General features: G+C 70.1%; 11 protein-coding genes. 1 reads left to right on the top strand and 10 read right to left on the bottom strand.

Translation table 11 applies throughout. From position 1 onward, the window contains the following. Positions 1-103: 103 nt before the first annotated feature. Positions 104-1,471, top strand: coding sequence for a putative bifunctional diguanylate cyclase/phosphodiesterase (locus BM004_RS13400; protein WP_093121566.1), 1,368 nt, complete (start codon positions 104-106; stop codon positions 1,469-1,471). A 67-nt stretch (positions 1,472-1,538) separates the two neighbouring features. Here BM004_RS13400 and BM004_RS13395 read toward each other — a convergent pair whose 3' ends face one another. The 10 genes from BM004_RS13395 to BM004_RS13350 form a co-directional block, all read right to left on the bottom strand. Continuing rightward, positions 1,539-5,966: a cellulose biosynthesis protein BcsC gene (locus tag BM004_RS13395; protein WP_093213917.1), complete on the bottom strand. Its 4,428-nt coding sequence runs from the start codon at positions 5,964-5,966 to the stop codon at positions 1,539-1,541. Then, the gene (bcsZ, locus tag BM004_RS13390) at positions 5,942-7,288 is read right to left on the bottom strand and encodes a cellulose synthase complex periplasmic endoglucanase BcsZ (RefSeq protein WP_256219885.1); all 1,347 of its coding nucleotides are present in this window, start codon (positions 7,286-7,288) and stop codon (positions 5,942-5,944) included. Before bcsZ ends, BM004_RS13395 begins: the two co-directional genes overlap by 25 nt. Positions 7,289-7,306: 18 nt before the next feature. After that, positions 7,307-9,757 (bottom strand): cellulose biosynthesis cyclic di-GMP-binding regulatory protein BcsB, encoded by a 2,451-nt coding sequence (gene bcsB / locus BM004_RS13385; protein ID WP_256219884.1) that lies wholly within the window; start codon positions 9,755-9,757, stop codon positions 7,307-7,309. Next, complete coding sequence (gene bcsA / locus BM004_RS13380; protein ID WP_093121574.1) at positions 9,754-11,922, bottom strand: UDP-forming cellulose synthase catalytic subunit; 2,169 nt, start codon at positions 11,920-11,922, stop codon at positions 9,754-9,756. The genes bcsB and bcsA overlap by 4 nt, the downstream gene beginning before the upstream one ends. Then, a complete protein-coding gene (gene bcsQ, locus BM004_RS13375) occupies positions 11,919-12,731 on the bottom strand; it encodes a cellulose biosynthesis protein BcsQ (protein WP_177206497.1) in 813 nt (270 codons plus the stop codon). The genes bcsA and bcsQ overlap by 4 nt, the downstream gene beginning before the upstream one ends. A 2-nt stretch (positions 12,732-12,733) precedes the next feature. Next, positions 12,734-13,282, bottom strand: a complete 549-nt coding sequence (gene bcsR, locus BM004_RS41415; protein WP_093213912.1) for a BcsR/BcsP family cellulose biosynthesis protein — start codon at positions 13,280-13,282, stop codon at positions 12,734-12,736. After that, positions 13,279-13,752: a cellulose biosynthesis protein BcsD gene (bcsD, locus tag BM004_RS13365; protein ID WP_093213910.1), complete on the bottom strand. Its 474-nt coding sequence runs from the start codon at positions 13,750-13,752 to the stop codon at positions 13,279-13,281. Before bcsD ends, bcsR begins: the two co-directional genes overlap by 4 nt. A 220-nt stretch (positions 13,753-13,972) precedes the next feature. Next, positions 13,973-16,069: a sensor domain-containing diguanylate cyclase gene (locus BM004_RS13360; protein ID WP_093213907.1), complete on the bottom strand. Its 2,097-nt coding sequence runs from the start codon at positions 16,067-16,069 to the stop codon at positions 13,973-13,975. Then, positions 16,070-17,104: a sensor domain-containing diguanylate cyclase gene (locus BM004_RS13355; protein ID WP_093213905.1), complete on the bottom strand. Its 1,035-nt coding sequence runs from the start codon at positions 17,102-17,104 to the stop codon at positions 16,070-16,072. Positions 17,105-17,207: 103 nt separating this feature from the next. Next, on the bottom strand, positions 17,208-19,832 hold the full coding sequence (locus tag BM004_RS13350) for a [protein-PII] uridylyltransferase (RefSeq protein ID WP_093121585.1): 2,625 nt from the start codon (positions 19,830-19,832) through the stop codon (positions 17,208-17,210). Positions 19,833-19,846: the final 14 nt, after the last annotated feature.

Here is a 19,846-nt window from a genome sequence, read left to right as displayed (position 1 = left end):
AGTGTTGTTCGCACACCGCGCCTGTAACAATTCAAGGCCCCAAACCGCAGAACGCGCCGAATTGGGAGAACAATAGTCCGCGAGTTTCCGGAAACAAAGTCCCTTGTCGAACAAGCAAACCCCAGTCTCATTGCCGTCCTACTACGACGGCTCGGCACGGCTTCCGCCGGACGAGGTGCTGCGCCCGCTCATGGCGGATTGGGCCCGCGCGGGCAAGCGCCTGGCCGCCGTCTGCTACATCGACATCGACCGCTTCGCCGAGCTGAACGATCGCCTGGGCATGGTCGCGGGCAATGCCGCGCTCGAAGAGGTGGCCCGGCGCGTCAAGTCGCAGCTGCCGCGCGAGAGCGTCATGGCCCGCGTGGGCGGCGACGAGTTCGCGGCCGTGTTCGCCGGCCTGGGCACCTCGCAATGCGCGCAGGTGCTCGAACGCATCCAGAGCGCATTGGCCGAGCCCTGGACCTGGCGCGACGAGCCCGGCAGCCTGGACGCCAGCATCGGCGCCATGATGCTCGACAGCAACGGCCCGCCGCCCGAGACCGCGCTGCGCCAGGCGCAGCACGCGGCCTTCTTCGCCAAGCGCGCGGCCGACGGCAAGGTCCATTACTTCGACGCGCCGCAGGCGCGCGCCGACGAGCAGGTGATCCGCGAGCGCCAGCGCATCCAGGAAGGCCTGCTGCAGGGCGAGTTCTTCCTGGTCTACCAGCCCAAGGTCGACATGCAGCGCGGCGTGGTGGTGGGTGTCGAGGCGCTCATCCGCTGGCAGCACCCCGAGCGCGGGCTGCTGCCGCCGATCCAGTTCGTGCCGCTCATCGAGGACGACGCGCTGGTCGAGCAGGTGGGCGACTGGGCCATTGCCACGGCCCTCTGGCAGGCGCACCAGTGGCGCCTGGCGGGCCTGCAGATCTCGGTGAGCGTGAACGTGGCGCCGCGCCACATGATGCGCTGGGACTTCGTCGACCGGCTGGCGCGCCACCTGTCGCAGTTTCCGAAGCTGGGCGCCGGCATGCTCGAGCTCGAGATCCTCGAGACCACGGCCATCAGCCAGTTCGCGAACGTCGCGCTGTTCGTCGAGGCCTGCAAGACGCTGGGCGTGGGCGTGACCATCGACGACTTCGGCACCGGCTATTCCTCGCTGACGTACCTGCGGCAGCTGCCGGTGTCGGCCGTGAAGATCGACCAGTCGTTCGTGCGCGGCATGCTCGACAACGGCCAGGACCGCGCCATCGTGCAGGGCATCCTGGCGCTGCTGCATGCGCTGGGCCTCACCGCGGTGGCCGAGGGCGTGGAGACGGTCAAGCAGGGCGAGGCGCTGCTGAACATGGGGTGCACGCTGGCGCAGGGCTACGGCATCGCGATGCCGATGGCCGCCAAGGACATCGTGCAATGGGTGGCGCAGTACGAAAGCGCGCCGCTGTGGGGCCGCGACGAGTGGCCCAACGTGCCGGTGGCGCGTTCCGACGCCGCCTGAGCGCCCTGAGCGCGGATCCTCTGGCCGAGATTCGCGCCGCGGGCCGGGGTTTCCCGGCCCGGCGGCGTCAGAGCAACGGCGTATAGGGCGAAGTCATCGGGTTCAGCGTGGTGCCGCTCCCGCTCCCGCTGCCAAAGCCCGGCGCGCCGATGGTGCTCGAACCGCCGAACACATACCGCAGGTACACGCTGCCAGTGAACTGGCGGTAGTTCTGCGCATTGTTGAAGCCGAGCGCGCCACCCAGGAACATCTTGGGCGCGAGCTGGTATTCGAGCACCCCGGCCAGGTTGTAGGCCAGGCCGGTCTTGGAGTTGCTGGCGTACATGTTGTTGTAGACCGCGCTGCTCAGGCCCAGCGCCAGTGCCTCGGCGGCCGCGCTCGACGCCGCGCCGTTGCGCGTCGGGTCGGTCGGGAAGTAGGGCGAGCTCTTCTGGGTGAACGACTGCACGCCCAGCGACGCGTTCACACGCCACGAGAGCCGGTCCGCGCGGCCGGTCCAGTCCACCGGGAACGCCACGCTCACGAAGCTCTGCGGGCTGAAGTAGCCGCCTTGCCCGTAGGTGTAGTAGCTCAGGTTCTTCTCGTAGCCCATCAGCCCGATGTTCATGCCCAGCGTGAGCTTGGAGTTCGCGCTGTTCAGCAGGTGCAGGTAGGCGCCACCGCCGGTTTCCACGCGCGAGTTGCTGGCCACGTTCCTGCCCGTGATGCCATGCGCGGCAAGGTAGCCGTACACGCCGTAGGTGCCGTCGTCGTAGCCGAGGTCGCCACGCACGCCGGTGGCGACCACGCCGCCCCAGCGCTCGTTGGTGCGCTCGTCCTTCGCGCCGGCGAACGACAGCACGCTGTCGGTCACCGCACGGCGCGAGAGGTCGGCCTTGTAGCTCCAGGAGTCGCCGAAGCTGCCCTTGAAGGTCACGTTGCCGACCACGTTGGTGGTCGGAAAACCCAGCGGCGTGGTGCCGATGCCGGCGTCGAAGTTCTTGCCTTCGTAGCCCACGTTCAGGCCTACGCCTGAGGCGTTCTGCTGGTTGGTCTCCGTGCCGTTGCGCAGCGCGTTCATTGCCGCTGCAGGTCCGCCGCCGAAGCGGCTGCCGGTCGGGTAGTCGCTGGCGGGCGTGCCGGCGTCGAGCACCGTGGGCGTCACGCCCACGACGATCTTGCCTTCGCCGACCGGGAAGCGCGCCTGCACTGGCAGCTGGAAGTCAGACAGCCGGCTCAGGCCGGCCTCGCCGGCGCGGTTGCGGTAGACGGTGCCCGCGGTGAGGCTGATCGCGCGTTGCGATTCCAGGTCCTGCAGCTCCGACAGCACCGAGTTCGCCGGCGCGGCGCGCAGCGGTGCGTTCCAGCTCGGCTCCTGTCGCGGTGTGTTGGCCTGCGCATAGGCGGCGTTGGCTTGCGGATAGGCCGCGGGCGGGTAGCCGCCGGCCTGTGCCTGCGGGATGTAGACCGGCGCGACCTGCTGCGAGCCCGGCACCGGGTACTGCGGCATGCCCTGCATCGACGGCGCGACATAGGCCGAGGCCTGCGGCACGTTGTTGCTGTTCGCGTTGTTGCGCGCGGTGCGGCTCGACGACTTGGCCGTCGCCGCGCGGCCCTTGGCGGTCGATGCCGGGGCGCTGGCGCCCCAGGGCATGGCGCCTGGCGGGTACGCGGTCGGCGCGCCTGCCACCGGATAAGCCTGATTGGCCGGATAGCCCTGTGCCTGGTTCGGGTAGCCCGCGCCAGGGTAGGCCTGCTGCGCATAGACCGGGTTGGCGGCACCGGCAGGCGCCGGGTAGGACACCGGCTGCATGCGCGCCTGCGCGAACGGGTTGCCGTTGGCCGCGGGGTAGCCCGCGGGCACGGCCGCGCCCGGCGCGCCGCCCGTCATGCCGGCGAAGGGGTTCGCCGCGGGCATCTGCGAGGGCATGCCGCCGGGCGCGAAACCGCCACCCGAGGCCACCTGGCGGTCGGCTTCCACCGCCGCGCGCAGGTACTGCTCGGCCTTGCGGCTCTCGCCCGCGTTGCGATAGACACGGCCGGCCGCGGCCAGCACGCGCGACTGGTCGGGCGCCTGCTTGAGCGCGGCCATCACGTAGTTCTCGGCCTCGCTGTGTTCGCGCTGCGCGCTGGCGCTGGCGGCGGCGGCGAGCAGGGTGTCGAGGTCGGTCGGGTTGCGCTGCAGGATGCGCTGGTACAGCGCGAGCGCCTGGCCTTCGTCGCGCGCCGCGGAGTACAGGCGCGCCAGCGCGGCCATGGTCTGCGGGTCGTTCGGGCGCTCGGCGAGCACCGGTGCCATCGCGTTGTAGGCGGCTTCGAGGTTGCCGGCTTCGCGCAGGGCGTCGGTCTGGCGCAGCGCGAAGGCCACGCGCAGGTTGTCGAAATCGTTGCGCTGGCTGGCCGTCAGGTTGACCGTGGCCAGTTGGCGCAGCACGGCCGACAGCTCGATGTCCTGCTTGGTCTTGAGCAGCACCGACGCGTACAGCAGCCGGCTGCCGATGGTCGGGGTGGGCGTGCGCGCCAGCAGCTGGCGGCTCATGGCAAGCGCGCGCGGCGCGTCGCCGATCTCGGCGTAGGCGCCCGCGAGCTGGCCCCACAGTTCGGCCGGCATGTCCGCGCTCAGCGCCGATTCGGCCTGCGCCAGCACGCCGCGGGCCGCGTCGACCTGGCCCTGGCGGGCCAGCGCCAGCGCGCGTGCGGCCTGCGACTGCGCCCACAGGCGGCGTTGCAGCGCGGCCATGTCGCGCGTGCGCGAGCCGGCCGGAATGCGTTCGAGGTACTGGATGCCCGCGGCCGCGTCGCCGGTCTCGGAGGCGAGCAGGGCGCTGGCGTACAGCGCGTCGGGCATGTCGGGCTGCGACATCAGCAGCCCTTCCATCACGCCGCGCGCCTCGGCCACCATGCCTTGCTTGCGGTAGATGTTGGCCAGGTCCAGGCGCACCCACGGGCTGTCGGGCGCCGCGAGCATCGCGTCTTCGAGCGTGCGCTGCGCGCCGGGGGCGTCGCCGGCGTCGGCCTGCTGGCGGGCGCGGTTGCGCGCCTGCTCGACCTGGATGTCGCGCAGGCCGCCCAGTTGCGTGGCCTGCTCGGGCGTGAGGCGGCGCGACAGGGCCAATGCCTCGTCGGGGCGGCCGGTCTGGCCGTACACCGAGATCAGGCCGCGCAGCGCCTGTGTGTTCTGCGGCTTGCTTTCAAGCACGCGCTTGTAGCCTTGCTCGGCCTGCGCGAAGTCGCCGGCGGCGGCGCGCAGGTCGGCCAGCGCGTTCTGGCCCACGGCCTCGCGCGGGTCGATGCGCACGGCGCGCTCGTAGAGCGACTGCGCACCGCGCGTGTCGTTCTTGGCTTGCGCGGCACGCGCCTGGCCCACCAGCACCCAGTAGTTGGCGCTTTGCAGCGCCGAATTCCACTTGCTGCCACCGCCGCGCACCGCGCGTTCCAGCAGCTCCTGCGCCTCGGCAAAGCGCTCCTGGCGCATGCGCACCAGGCCCAGGCCGCCGAGCGCCTCGGTGTCGTCGGACTTGGCGCGCAGCGCCTGCTGGAAGCGCTGCTCGGCGGTGCCCGCGTCACCGCGGTCCAGCGCCTTGAAGCCTTCGCCCACGGGCACGTCGGGCGTTTTCGCCGCGGCCGCCTTGGCGGTGGTGAGCGATTCCAGCCGCGCGGCCACGGCCGCGTCGTTCTGGTTGGTGCTCAGGTAGTCCTGGTAGAGCGGCACGTCGGGCTGGCGCGCGTCGAGCCAGATCAGCGCCTGGCGCCAGGCGGCGCGCGCGGCGCCGGCCACGGCGGGCTGCTTGGTCAGCTCGACCAGCTCGCGGATGCCCGCGCGGCGCGTGGGTTCGCTGTAGGTCTTCTGCTGCGCCAGGGCGAGCCGGTAGTTGGCGTTCTGCGGGTTGTCCTTCACCAGCTGCTCGAGGCCCTTGCGGCCCTCGTCGGCGCCTTGCGGCGTGCTGGCCAGCACCTGGTAGTACTCCAGCGCCAGCGCTTCCGGCGGCGGACGGTTGTCGAACTGGCTGCGGTACAGCTCCACGGCCTCGGCGGCACGGCCGGCGCGCGCGGCGGCGCGGGCGCGCTGCAGCGTGCTCTGCTGGCCGGCGGGCTGCTGCGACTGCTGCTGCAGGCGCGCCAGGCGGGGGTCGTTCGGGCTCGCGGTGCGCAGCCGCGCGATCCAGCTGCGGGCGGCCTCGGCGTTGCTGCGCGAGAGCTCGACCTGCGCCATGCCGTACATCGCGTCGGCCGACTGCGGCTGCACGCTCAGCAGCTTCTTCCAGCTTTCTTCCGCCAGGTCGGCGCGGCCCTGGGCCTGCCAGTAGTTGCCCTGCTCGATCAGCGCGGCGCTGGCGTCGGCCTGCGCATGCGCCGGGTTGGCGGTGCACAGCGCCGCGAGCATGCCGAGGCAGGCCATCCATTGCTGCGACTGCGGCGACAGCGAGAAAGCGCGTGAAACGCGCGAACCACGAGAGGCCGGGCCGGCCGAGGAAGAGGGACGCTGCGGCTTCAAGCCGGTCGATTGGGACGGCATAGCGTTCTCCATGAGGTTTGCAGCTGGCCATTGCGGCCGAATTCGTACCGGCCGTCGAGCCATGCCTGGCCGAAAAGCAACAAGCACTGTTCGTAATAGGGCAAGGGCGCCACCGGCGGCGTCGTTGCGTTGGGAGCCGGAGGTGTAGCACGGCCGCCGGGCACGCGGGCGACCTGGGCGGCCAGCGCGTCGGTGGCGTCCACCGCCTTGAGGTAGGGCAGCATCGCGCCCGAGAAGCCGAGCGGCGCCATGCCGCGCACGGCACCGGTGGTGGTGTCGACGTACTCGGGCACCGGGTGGTTGTCGGCCAGCAGCACGCGCGGTCCGCGCAGGTTCAGCAGCAGCATCTTGCGCGCCGGCTCCTTGTCGGACAGCATGCCCGCCCAGAGGTACGTGCGGATGGCGTCATAGCTGCCGGTGACACCCTTCTGCGGGTCGGCCACGAAGGCGCGCGCGTCCGGCGACCAGGCGCACCAGTCGGGCGCGAAGCCCTTGGGCGTGACGGCGCCGAACATGCGCAGCGTGTTGTCGGCCACCTCGTGCCACGGACCCGACGGGTCGGCCTGCTGGAAGTAGCGCAGCAGCTGCAGCGGCACGTAGCTCGGGTTGAGGCGCCACACCGACCCGCTGGCCACCGACTTGGGCCAGGGCAGCAGCATGCGGCCCAGGCCGGGCAGCGAGACCACTTCCTCGCGCGCGGCCAGCGCCAGCACGCTGCGGCCGAGCGCGCGGTAGTTGGCGTCGTTCCAGAGCCGGCCGCCTTCCATCAGCGCGTAGGCGATCCACAGGTCGGCGTCCGACGCGGCATTGGGGTCGAGCACGCCCCAGCCGCCTTCGGGCTTGCGGCCCCATTGCCAGGCCGGCAGCTGCTTGGCCTGGCTGCCGCCCGCGAGGTTGGACTCGGTCCAGGCCAGCACGCGCGCGAAGGTGGCGCGGTCGTTGTGCACCAGCGCGAAGAACAGGCCGTAGGACTGGCCTTCGGAGGTCGATTGCTGCTGCGCGGTGTTGAAGTCGATCACCCGGCCGTCGGGCTGGATGTGGCGCGCGGCGAAGGCGGCCCAGTCGGTGGCGGGGTGGCAGGCCGGGGCCGGTGAAGCCGCCGCGGGTGCTGCAGGTGCTGCAGATGCAGCGGCCGCGGCGGGCGTGGATGCGGCAGCCGCAGGCGTTGGCGCCTTGGCGCCCGCCGCTGCACTGGAAGCACCGGCCGCCGGCGCGGCGGCAGGCGCCGCGCTCACCAGCCTGGGCAGCGCCAGCGCGAGCCCGGCCGCGCCCAGCAGGGCGCGGCGGCCCGCGAGCCGTTCAGGGGAAATCAATGTCGGCAAACGTCGCATCCGGATCCGTTACTTGGCTTTTGCCTTGACCGCGAGGCGGCGGCGCGCACGAAGCTGCAGGCCCGCATACGACACGGCCGCGCCCAGCAGCGCCAGCACGATCACCAGCGCGGCCAGCATCAGCGGGCTGCGCGAGAGGTTCCACTGCACCCAGGCGATCGGGGGCAGGCGCCCGACGTAGTAGGTGTCGCCGCCGAGCACGCTGTTGACCTGCGTGTCGCGCACGATGGTCATGCTGCCCTGCACGCTCTTGAGCAGGTCGGGCGTCATCAGCGCGTTGAGCAGCGCGTCCTTGGTGTCGGGGTTGGTGATGGCCGCGATCACGCTGCGCCCGCTCTGCAGCGGCGACTCGAAGCCGGCCAGCACGGCATCGCGGCCGTCGGCGCTCACCGCGATCTGCATCGAGCCCGGAAGGTCTTCACGGGTGCGCGCGCCGATCACGAAGTCGATGGCGTTGTCGATCCAGCTGTTCAGCTTGAGCTCGGGCGCGGTGCCGTTGCGCTTGAGCGGCATCTTGTCGGCCCACTGCGTGAACAGCGGCTGGCTCTGCAGGTTGCCGATGACCAGCAGGTCCTTGTCGGCGAACTGCGTGGCCTCGGCCGAGCGGCCCACCTTCACGCGCAGCGCGGGGTAGCCGGTGGAGCGGCCGATCTGACCGAGCAGGCCGAGGTAGGTCTCGGTGTCGGCGTTGTTGGGCTGGTCCGGCAGGATCACGGCGGTGTCCGACAGGTCGGCCATGCGCGAGAACGGGAAGCCGCCGTTGGCGTAGGCCGCGAGCTCGGGCATCGCGATGAAGTGCGGGAAGCCCGACACGTCGATCCTGGAGGTCGGGTCGATCGAGCCGCGCACGTTGTCCAGCTGCGGCACGCAGCGCCCGCCCACGGGCTCGAAGTAATAGTGCAGGCGCAGCTGGCTGCGCGGGCCCATGGCCAGCGGCGGCAGGATCACTTCCTTGTGCTCGGCCAGCGTGCCGTCGGGCATCAGCTTCACGGCCAGCGGGTTCCACCAGCGGTCGCCGGCCGGGTTGGCCGAGCGCAGCGGCAGGCCGCCCACGAAGTTGTCGTTGACGTTGATGTTCAGCGTCGACTGGTCGGGCCGCACGCGCGGCGTGTAGCGGTATTGCAGGTCCAGCGGAATGCCGCGGCTGCGCCAGGTGAACAGGTCGGGCGGCAGCTGCAGGTTCACGCGGACCACGTCGGGGTTGTAGCCCGTCACCGACAGGTCGGCGGCCGAGGTCAGCTCGCCGAGTTGCAGCGCACGGTCGCTCGGCACCCAGCGCGGCGCGTCGTAGGGCTTGCGCACCGGCGGTTCCTGGAACGCGGTGACGGCGGCCGTGGCGCCCGCGAAGGCCTTGCTGTTGAGTGCCAGCGCGCCGGCGGCGGTGCGCAGGTCGGCCGGGGTGCGGCCCATCACCAGCAGCAGCTTGCCCGTGGGGTCGCGCGGGTTGTCGACGATCGCGAGGCCCGGGCCCTGGATGGCCGGCAGCGTGAGACCGGGAATGCTCGACTCCGGCGTGACGAACACCACCGCGTGGCCCGTGGGCAGGTCGCCGTTGGACACCGGGAAGGTCGCGCCGCGGTAGTCGGCCATTGCGCCGAACCACGACGACACCACGCCCGCGGCCTCGAGCACCGGGCCGGCCGCGGCCGCGCCGAAGACGAAGGGAATGCGCGCGCGCCGCACGTCGCGGCGGTCGAAGAAGGGCTGCGGCAGGGCCGCCAGGTCGTTGGTGAGCTTGAGCGGCGCCACCGTCAGCTTCAGCGAACTGGTGGCGTCGATGCGTGCCCACAGGCTGGTATGCGCGGGGTCTTCGCACTCGCGCGTGTAGTGGCCGATGAGCTCGACGTTGATGCGGTTGAACTCGGTGATCAGGCGCCGGTCGATCGGGATGTCGGCCGTCTGCGGGCGGCCCGCCTCGGCGCGGTTCACCGGCAGCGTGGCCACCAGCACGTCGTTCACCGTGACCTTCAGGTGCGACAGCTCGGGAATCAGCGAGGGCGAGTAGGCGTAGTTCAGCTTGAACGACGCGGCCGTGACCAGCTCGTCGGCGCGCACGTTGAACGGAATGCCGACCGTGCCGCTGATGCCGCGCAGCTGCACCGCGTAGTCGATGCCCAGCTGCGTGAGGTTCAGTTCACGCACGACGGCGGTGGCACTGCCGCCGCCGCCAGCGGCGGCCGATGCCGCGGCGGCAGCGGCTGCGGCCGGCGTGGTCGCGAACATGGGGGTGGTGGGAACGGCGGGTGCCGCGATCACGGCGGGCGCCACGGTGGGGCCGACGGCCGGCTGGGCGCTGGTCGAGGGCGGCGGCGCCAGCGGGCGCGGCTGGGCCGAGGCGCCCCCGGCGGCCAGGGCCACCGCGAACATCACGGCGCTGGCGGACAGGCAAGGCAGCAGCGAGGGCGAGGCCACGCGGACAAGGGGCGCGATGCGGCGATGCGCGCGCAGGTTGTTCGTCACGTGGATTCCTTCGTTTTGACGGGACGCAGCCGCGAGGCGGCCGCACGGTAGTAATGGCTGAACATGTCGCGAAAACCCGTGCCGCTGATGCGCACGATGTGGCCCAGCACGCGGTGGATCGGCACGCGCGGATGGTTGCCCCAGCGTGCCGCCCAGATGTCGGCGCGCGCGGTCGTGCACTGCACCAGCGCGCGCTCCTGCGCGAAGCTCATGGGCGCGAAGCGCAGGCCCAGCCGCTTGCCGCTGCTGAAGCGCACGGTGGAGGCGAAGCGCGATTCCTGGTCGTTGCGGTACAGCGCCACGTCGACCGGCATTTCCAGGTCGAGCTTCATGTCCTGCGGCAGTTCCACGCCCAGGCCGCCGCTGGAGAAGTCGAAGGTGTTGCAGCGCAGCGAGCGGCCGTCGGCAAAGTACAGCGTGGCCGGCAGGCTGAGTTCGACGCGGTGCGAGCCGCGCAGCTGGCGCGACTCGTTGGCCGCCGCCACGCAGGCGCCCAGGATCATCAGGTTGTAGAGGGTCCAGGCCAGGTTCAGCCACACGGTGGCGATGTTCTGCGGGTCGACCCAGGTCAGGCGCCACACGCCCAGGCACACGCCCAGGAAGTTCAGCGCCAGCAGCACCAGGCTGGCCTTGGCGATGGTGCTGTCGAAGTACTCCTGCTGGATCAGGCCGCCCTTGGCCGTCACGTTGAAGCTGCCGAGCTTGGGGTTGATCAGCGCCACCAGCGTCGGGCGGAAGATGTACCAGGCCAGCACCGCCTCGTAGACCTCGTTCCACAACAGGTAGCGAAAGCGCCCCTGGATGCGGCTGTTGGTCAGGTTGGCGTGCAGGATGTGCGGCAGCGCGAACGCGAAGATCATCGATGCCGACGCGTGGATCACGCTCGCGCCGAAGTACAGGTACGCCAGCGGCGCCGTCAGGTAGATCAGCCGCGGCAGGCCGTACAAGAAGTGCAGCATCGCATTCACGTAGCACAGGCGCTGGGCCCAGTGCAGGCCGCGCCCGAACAGCGGGTTGTCGATGCGGAAGATCTGCGCCATGCCGCGCGCCCAGCGAATCCGCTGGCCCACGTGGCCCGAGAGGCTTTCGGTCGCCAGGCCGGCGGCCTGCGGCAGCGCCAGGTAGGCGGTGCTGTAGCCGCGGCGGTGCATCTTCAGCGCGGTGTGGGCGTCTTCGGTCACGGTTTCCACCGCGATGCCGCCGACTTCTTCCACGATGGTCCGGCGCAGCACGGCGCAGGAACCGCAGAAGAAGGTGGCGTTCCACAGGTCGTTGCCGTCCTGGATCAGGCCGTAGAACAGCTCGCCTTCGTTGGGCACCGTGCCGAAGGTGTCGAGGTTGCGCTCGAACGGGTCGGCCGAGAAGAAATAGTGAGGCAGCTGGACCATGCCCAGCTTCGGGTCGCGCCCGAACCAGCCCATGGCGATCTGCATGAACGAGCGCGTGGGGATGTGGTCGCAGTCGAAGATCGCGACGAACTCGCCCGTGGTGTTCTTCAGCGCGGCGTTGATGTTGCCGGCCTTGGCGTGGCGGTTGTTGTCGCGCGTCACGTGGGTCACGCCCACGTCCTCGCAGAACACGCGGAACTCCTCGCGCCGGCCGTCGTCCAGCACGAAGATCTTGATCTTGTCGCGCGGCCAGTCGATCGACTGCGCGGCCAGCACGGTGGAGCGCACCACCGACAGGGCTTCGTTGTAGGTGGGAATGAACAGGTCGATGGTCGGCCACTCGGCCGGGTCTTCCGGCAGCGGCACCGGCTTGCGCTCCAGCGGCCAGGCGGTCTGGATGTAGCCCAGCAGCAGCACGATGAACGCGTACACCTCGGCCATGAGCAGGCCGATGCCCAGCACCAGGTCGACCGGGTTGTCCATGAACATGGTCTCGGTCACGCGCCAGTAGGTGTAGCGCGAGGACACGACGACCGACAGGAAGATCAGCACCAGGCTGGCGAAGCGGCCGCGAAAACGGTTGGTGACCAGCGCCGCCACGAAGATGCCCACCGACAGCACGATCTGCTGCTCGAAGGTCATGGGCGCGATGATCAGCGCGGGCAGCATCGTGAGCGCCACGATCCAGCCGAGGATGCGCACCGGCAGCAACTGCAGGATGGCGGGGGCGGGCTTGGGCGCAGGCTGCTGCAACGGGGCGGACTGGTCGCTTTTCATCGGTTCGGTTCCATGGTCCGCAGGGAGGGGAAGGTGGCCGCCTGGCGGGCAGCGTCGATGCGTTCGAGCAGGCGCTCGGCGCAGGACGCGACGTCCTGCGTGGCCTGGCTCATGGGCGCGTAGCGGTGCACCGGCACGGCCGAGGCCAGCGCCTCCGGCACCGCCTGGTCCAGGTGCAGCACGCCCAGCATTTCGGGGCGCAGCTTCTGGCGCAGCATTTCGAAGACGTCGTGGTTGAGCCGCTTGCCCGGGTCGACCTGGTTCACCACGTAGCCGGTGCCCAGGTAGTCGGGGCGCGAGCGCGCGTACTTGTCGAGCATGCGTTCGACGATCGGCAGCGTGGCGAAGGAGCCGGCATCGGCCAGCACCGTGACCACGCTGAAATGCGCCGCGCGCAGCGCCTGCTGCAGGTAGACCGTGGGGCCGGGCGGGGTGTCGAGCACCACCAGCGTGCCCTGGGGCAGCCCGAAGCGCGCCAGCGTCTCGGCCAGCCAGTTGGGGCTGCGGGCCAGTTGCTGCTCGAACACGATCTGGCGTTCGTCGTCGACGTCACCGAAGGGCAGCAGCATGACGCCGCCGTGTGCCTGGCGAATGGCGCGCGCCCACGGCATCAGGCCGGTGGCGGCTTCGACCAGGCCGCTGTCGCAGGCCTGCGGCTCGTTGGCGATGTGAAAGCGCAGCGCGTTCTGCGGATCGAGGTCGATCGCCAGCACCTGCCGGCCGCGCTGGGCGAGCGCGGTGCAGAGGTTGGCGGCGATGGTGGTCTTGCCTACACCACCCTTGGAAGAAATGACGGGGATGACGACCATCGTCACGTCGGCCTTCGCCAGCGCGACATGGGGCCTGGCGCGGCGGCCGGTGCCTGCGGGGAGGCCAGGCGTTCGAACAGCTGTTCGAGCGGCGTCGGCGCGGCGCCGGTGGGCTCGGTGGCGGGCGCTGCGGCCCGCGGCATGGCGGGGGCGGCCGATGCGAACATGGGCGAGACCACGGGGGCCAGCACCGGCGGCGGCGTGCGCAGCACGGGCTCGGCGCGGGGCTGAGGCGCGGCGGGCGCCAGGAAAGGTGCGGGAGCGAGTGCAGGCGCGGGCGGCGGCGCAAAGAAAGGGGCCGGTGCAGGTGCAGGCGCGGGAACAGGCGCTGGCGCGAAGAAGGGAGCCGGCGCGGGTGCGGGAGCAGGTGCCAGCACGGGCGCGGCAACCACCGGCGGGTGCGCGATCTTCTCGCCCGTCAGCAAGGGCCAGACGCGCGGCGCTTCGGCTTCGGCCTCGGGTGGTGCGAACTCCTTGTAGCCGTGGGCGTCGCCGCCGAACTTGCCGAACAGGCCGGCAATGTCTTCAGGTGTGTGGCCGTCGGCGCTCATGCGTCCACCCTCGACAGCCGCAGGTCGATGCGCGGACCGGCCTGCACGTCGGGCTGCAGTGCCTGCACGCGCAGCGAGGAGGGCATGTGCTGCGCGTCGAACCAGCCCTGGTACACGCCTTCGAAGAAGCCGACGCTCCAGTTCGTGGTCTCGGGGCCGAAGGCCACGGCGATCGGGCTGCAGGCGTGGGTGATGGCGAGGCCGTCGGCGTCTTCGTTCAGGACGGCGAAGCCCCAATCGATGCCGTCCCAGCGGGCGTTGAACGCGTCCTGCAGGTCGCCGAGCGTGTTGCAGGGCGGAATCGGCATGGCCTGCGCCAGACGCTGGCCGATGCGAAAAAACAGCTGTCTCAGGTCCTCAGGCGGCAGTCCGGCGCTCAACTCGGCGGCCATGCCGCGATTGAATTCCAGCCATTGCGCACTGCAGGAATTCCTCTCGTAATACTGAATAAACGTCGCGCCTGTGTCCATGTCGAAGCATTCTCTTGGATCGATTAACCATTGACAACAAATGTGAACTAAAAGGCGCACTTTCGGATGACAAACTGTCTGAAATCAGGGACTAGTTGTCTTTAATACGCGCGCTTCTGTGACGAATTCCACACTTGGATTCTCAATCGGATTAACCCTGGTTACCCATACTTACGTCGCCGAATCGCAACTGGATTCGGTTTTTTTCCAAACAGGCGGGTCAGTCTTCGGCGATGTCCGGCGACGCGGCGACGCCGGAGGCGGGCCTCGCGTCGCCCGCGCGCAGGGCCGACGGCGCGCGCGGTGCACGGGGGGCGCGGGGCGCCAGGCCGGCGCGCACCGTGCCTCGGCCCGCCGCCTTGGCGGCATAGCAGGCGGCGTCGGCGGCCGAGATCCAGTCGTCCACCGAGCCGATTTCCGGTGACAGGCTGGCCACGCCGATGCTGGCGCCGACGTGCAGGCTGCCCGACAGCCAGGGCAGCGCAATGGCCGAAATCGACGCCACGATGTCCTCGGCCACGCGCACCGCGGCCTCGTGGGTGCATTGCTCGAGCAGCAGCGCGAACTCGTCGCCGCCGATGCGCGCGGCCAGGTCGCCCGAGCGCACCCGCGACATGATGGCCGCCGCCGCTGCGCGCAGCATGGCGTCGCCCGAGAGGTGGCCGCCGGTGTCGTTCACTTCCTTGAAGTGATCGAGGTCGATGAACACCATGGCCGTGGGCAGCGACAGCGGCCGGGCGTCGATCAGCCGCTGCGCCTGCTGGTCGAAGCGCAGGCGGTTGGCCAACCCGGTCAGGCCGTCGTGGGCGGCCGACCATTCGAGCGCCTTGCGCGCGTTGCGCTGCTCCTCGATGTTGAGCACCGTCCAGATCGAGCCCAGCTCGGTGTGCTCCGGGTCCACCGGCCGGCTGCGCAGCCGGGCCCAGAAGCGGGTGCCGTCGCCGCGCTGCATGCGGACTTCGCCCACGTAGGAATTGCTGCGCGCGAAGGCTTCCTTCTCGAGCGCGGCCAGCGCCGGCTGGTCGTCGTCGGGCGGCACCACGATCAGGTCGAGCTGCTGGCCCAGCAGGTCCTTGTCTTCATAGGAGAGCAGGCGGCACAGCTCGTCGCTCACCAGCTCGAAGCGGCGGTTGCGGATGAAGGCGATGCCGATCGGCGCGGCGCGCATCACCGAATGCAGCTTGCTGATCATTTCGCTGTTCAGGCGCTCCAACTCGGCGCGCTGCACGCCCACGTCGCGCAGCACCTTGCCGAGGTGACCGATCTCGCCGTCGGCCTTGGGCCAGCCGTCTTCCGGGCGCATCACGCCGTCGAACATGTGCTGCGCGCGGCGCTCCAGCAGCATCAGCGGCTGCAGCAGCCACCACAGCGTGAGGAACATGCCGGCGGACACCAGCGCGACCAGGCTCGCGGCCCAGGCCATCGCCTGTTCGCGGGCGGCTTTCACGGGGGCCAGGATCTCGGTCTCGGAGCGCGCGCGCCACACCAGCCAGTCGGGCCCGGGCACGCCGGCCACGCTGGTGATTTCGCGCGGCTGCGCCAGCGACAGCCCCAGCGGCTCGATCGGGCTGCCGGCCGCCTGCCATGACTTGAAGGCCTGCGCCAGCCGCGGTTCGTCGGCGATCGACTGCATCAGCCGCTTGCGGTCGGGGTGCGCGAGCACCCGGCCTTGCGCGTCGGTGACGACGATGAGCGCGCCCGCGTCGAACTCCTGCGCGTCGGCCAGGCCGTCGAGCAGGTCGCGGCTGGACAGCCGCAGCGTGCCGCCGACCACCGCGTGGACACCCTTGGCGTCGTGCACCGGCTGCACGAAGGCGATGATCGGCTCGCCGGTCAGCGAGCCGCGCAGCGGTTCGCTGACCATGGGGCGGATGTCGGCGATCGAGCGGCCGAAGTAGCCGCGCTCGCCGATGTTCAGCGAGGGGAGGTGGATGCCGTTCTCGTCGGCCATCACCTGCACGTCGCCGTCGGGCGTGGCCACGTACACATTGGCGAAGAAATTCCGCACCACCTGCCGGGTGCGCATGAATTCCTTGAGCCGCACCGGGTCGCCCAGCGTCTGTTCGTCGAGCACCTCGGCCACCGACTGGAGCACCCGCTGCAGCTGGACCACGTTGTGGCCCAGCAGGCCGGCGGTGCGCACCGCCTCGCTCATCTCGCGCTGGCGCTGGCCCTGCAACAGGTCATGCTCGGTGCGCCCGACCAGGATGGTGGTGATCACGCCGATGCCGAGCACCAGCGCCATGATCCCACCCATCGTGATGCGCGCCTTGAGCGAGCCCAGGGCGTTTTCGAGGCGTGCCAGCCGGTTGTTCATTCAGGCGGACGAGGCTTCCCTGTCGTTGGCGACCGCCCGGCGGCTGCGCTTGACGACGTACATGGCGTCGTCCGCCAGCCGCAGTGCGTCTTCCGCGGAAGTGGTGCGCGCATCGACCGCGACCACGCCCACGCTGGCGCCGCCGTAGTCGAGCATGGTCTGGTTCAGCCGCAGCTCGCCGATGGTGCTTTCGCCCAGGCGGTCGGCCAGGGCGCGCGCGGCGGTGCGCGGCGATTCGTCGAACGCCGGGCCCGTGCCGATCACCACGAACTCGTCGCCGCCGAAGCGCGCCAGCAGGTCGCTGGAGCGCAGCGAGGCCGACAGCCGCCCGGCCATGGCCGAGAGAAACTCGTCGCCGATGTCGTGGCCGTGGGTGTCGTTGATCTTCTTGAAGCCGTCCATGTCGATGAAGCCGACCAGCACGCTGCGGTTGTCGCGCTCGCCCTGGGCGAGCATCCGGCGCAGCGCTTCGATCAGCGTGCGGCGGTTCGGCAGGCCGGTGAGGGCGTCGGTGGAGGCCACAAGCGCCAGTTCGGTGTTGGCTTTTTCCAGCTTCGCGAACAGCAGCTCGCGCTCGACCTGCTGGCCGATCAGCCGCGCGAACAGCTGGAGCACCGGCTCCGCGTGGGGCGGCAGCGGCAGCCGGGTGGCGCTGGCGGCGCACAGGGTGCCGAACAGGCCGCTGCGCTCCGTCTTCACCGGCGTGCTCACATAGGTCTGGATGCCGAGCTGGCGGGCCGCGTCCGAGTCGCCCCAGCAGTTGGCCACGTCGTCGGTGTAGGTGCGGCCTTCTTCCATGGCGCGCTTGCACAGGGTGTCGGCCCAGGGCACCGACAGGCCTTCGGGAATGACCAGCTTGCGCACGTTGCGGGAGAAAAGAATGTGCTGCTGGCCCTTGTCGAGGTCGATGGTGGTGAGATAGGTCGACTCCAGCCCGGTCACGGCCTCGAGCATTTCAAGCATCGGGCGCGCCAGGTCTTCCAGTGTCTTGGCCGAAGACACCGAGTCTGAAAGTTGTTCGATCAAAGATTCCATGACCGCCATTTTGACGGCGAAGGGCCGCGCGCACCGGCTTTCCTTTCGCCACGTGTCGCATGACCTGTGGCGCCGCTCGGGAATCCGTGGGTTGACCGGGCGGTCAGGACGCGAGGGCTTCCATCAGTTCGGTCTCGATCGCGAGCTGCGTCTTCTGGCCCTGGAGCTCGGGGCCGCTGATGAGGAAGGTGTCTTCCACCCGCTCGCCCAGGGTGGTGACCTTGGCAAGCTGCAGGTTCAGGTGGTGGCGCGCCAGCACCCGGGCCACCGAGTACAGCAGGCCAGCCCGGTCGCTGGCCGAGATGTTGAGCAGCCAGCGCTGCGCCTTGTCGTCGGGCAGCAGGCTGATGCGCGGCTTGATCGGAAAGCTGCGCACCCGGCGCGACACCCGGCCCATGCTGGGCGCGGGCAGGGCGCCGGCTTCGGTGAGGGTGTGCGTCAGCCCCGACTCGACCATGCTGATCAGGTCGCGGTAGTGGTCGGGCAGGAAGGTGGTCACCACCTGGAAGGTGTCCAGCGCGTAGCCGTTGCTCGTGGTGTGCACCTTGGCGTCCAGGATGCTGAAGGACGACTGGTCGAAATAGCCGCAGATGCGCGCGAACAGGTCGGGCTGGTCGGGCGTGTACACCACCACTTGCAGGCCTTCGCCCACCGGCGACAGGTGCGCGCGCACCACCGGGGGCGCCTTCGGGTCGAACGGCACGTTCCTGGGTGGCACGAAGCGCGAGAGCTGCTTGGCGTGCCAGGCGATCTCGGTGGCGTCGTGGCGCATGAAGTAGCCCACGTCGAGCGTGTCCCACAGGGCCTTGTGCGCCTCGAAGCGCTGGGCGTGCAGGGCGAGCTGCACCAGCGCCTCGCGCTTGCGCGCCTCGACTTCGGCGTCCGGGTCGGGCATGCGGCCGCCCAGCGCGCGCAGCGTGTAGCGGTACAGGTCCTCGAGCAGCTTGCCTTTCCATGCGTTCCATACGCGCGGCGAGGTGCCCCGGATGTCGGCGATGGTCAGCAGGTACAGCGCGGTCAGGTAGCGCTCGTTGCCCACGCGCCTGGCGAAGGCGCCGATCACCTCGGGGTCGCTCAGGTCCTGCTTTTGCGCGACCTGGCTCATCACCAGGTGCTCGGCCACCAGGAATTCGATCAGCTTGGCGTCCTCGCGGGCAATGCCGTGCTGCTTGCAGAAGCGCTGCACGTCGCGCGCGCCCAGCGTGGAATGGTCGCCGCCGCGGCCCTTGGCAATGTCGTGGAAGAGGGCGGCCACGTACAGGATCCAGGGCTTGTCCCAGCCGGCGGCCAGCTGCGAGCAGAACGGGTACTCGTGGGCGTGCTCGGCAATGAAGAAGCGCCGCACGTTGCGCAGCACCATCAGGATGTGCTGGTCGACCGTGTAGACGTGGAACAGGTCGTGCTGCATCTGCCCGACGATGCTGCGGAACACCCGCAGGTAGCGCCCCAGCACCGAGGTCTGGTTCATCAGCCGGAACGCATGCGTGATGCCGTAGGGCTGCAGCATGATCCGCATGAAGGTCTCGTGGTTGACCGGGTCGTTACGGAACTTGCTGTCCATGACGTGGCGCGCGTTGTACAGCGCGCGCAGCGTGCGCGCCGACAGGCCCTGCACGCCGATGGTCTTCTGGTACAGCAGGAAGGTCTCGAGCACCGCGTGCGGCTCGCGCTCGTACAGGTCGTCGCTGGCGATCTCGATCAGGCCGGCGCGCTCGTAGAAGCGCTCGTTGATCGGCGTGTGCTGCTCCATGCTGGGCTGCAGGCGCTCGGAAATGTTGAGCAGCAGGATCTGGTTGAGCTGCGACACCGCCTTGGCGGCCCAGTAGTAGCGGCGCATCAGCGCCTCGCTGGACTTGCGCTGCGACTCGCTTTCATAGCCGAAGCTGGCCGCAACCGCGGTCTGCAGGTCGAACACCAGGCGGTCTTCGCGGCGGTTGGCGATCACGTGCAGCCGGGCGCGAATGAGCGAGAGCAGGGCCTCGTTGCGCTTGATCTGCTGCGCCTCGAAGGAGGTGGCCAGGCCGTTCTTGGCCAGGTCGTCCCAGCGGCTGCCGTAGCCGGCGGCCTTGGTCATCCAGAGGATGGTCTGCAGGTCGCGCAGGCCGCCCGGCGATTCCTTGCAGTTGGGCTCCAGCGCGTAGGGCGTGTTGTCGAACTTCTGGTGGCGGTGCCGCATTTCCTGCGACTTGGCCACGAAGAAGGCCTGCGGGTCGATGGCGCGCGTGAAGCGGCGGCGAAACGCCGTGAAGAGCTTCTTGTTGCCGGTGATCAGGCGCGCCTCGAGCAGCGAGGTCTGGACGGTGATGTCTTTTTCGGCCTCGGCCAGGCACTCTTCGAGCGTGCGCACGCTGGAGCCGATTTCCAGGCCGGCGTCCCAGCACTGGCCGATGAAGGCCTCGATGCGGGCGGGGTCGACGGCGCCGCCCTGGCCCTCGTAGCCTTCGTCGCCCTCCGGCGGCAGCAGCACGAGCACGTCGACGTCGGAATACGGAAACAGCTCCCCGCGCCCGAAGCCGCCCACCGCGGCCAGCGTGAGCGAGTCGCCGAAGCCGGCCTCGCGCCACAGGGCGATGAGCGTTTCGTCGGCCAGCGCCGCCAGCTGCCGCAGCACGGTGTGCACGCTGCGGGTGGGGGCGCGCGCGAAGCGCAGGGTGTCGAACAGGGCGAGCTTTTTCGCCCGATAGGCTTCGCGCAGCGTCGCCACGTCGATCTTGGCTGCTTCGATCACGTCCGGGGCCGCGC

The sequence above is a fragment of the Variovorax sp. OK212 genome, assembly GCF_900112425.1.
Lineage (GTDB): Bacteria > Pseudomonadota > Gammaproteobacteria > Burkholderiales > Burkholderiaceae_C > Variovorax.
This window is presented reverse-complemented; position numbering and strand designations above follow the sequence as displayed.

What these genes read in the sequence shown, in the direction of transcription:
- bcsQ (WP_177206497.1), bottom strand. Translation starts at nt 12,731, where the DNA reads ATGGTCGTCATCCCCGTCATTTCTTCCAAGGGTGGTGTAGGCAAGACC.
- bcsD (WP_093213910.1), bottom strand. Translation starts at nt 13,752, where the DNA reads ATGGACACAGGCGCGACGTTTATTCAGTATTACGAGAGGAATTCCTGC.
- BM004_RS13360 (WP_093213907.1), bottom strand. Translation starts at nt 16,069, where the DNA reads ATGAACAACCGGCTGGCACGCCTCGAAAACGCCCTGGGCTCGCTCAAG.
- bcsA (WP_093121574.1), bottom strand. Translation starts at nt 11,922, where the DNA reads ATGAAAAGCGACCAGTCCGCCCCGTTGCAGCAGCCTGCGCCCAAGCCC.
- bcsR (WP_093213912.1), bottom strand. Translation starts at nt 13,282, where the DNA reads ATGAGCGCCGACGGCCACACACCTGAAGACATTGCCGGCCTGTTCGGC.
- BM004_RS13355 (WP_093213905.1), bottom strand. Translation starts at nt 17,104, where the DNA reads ATGGAATCTTTGATCGAACAACTTTCAGACTCGGTGTCTTCGGCCAAG.
- BM004_RS13395 (WP_093213917.1), bottom strand. Translation starts at nt 5,966, where the DNA reads ATGCCGTCCCAATCGACCGGCTTGAAGCCGCAGCGTCCCTCTTCCTCG.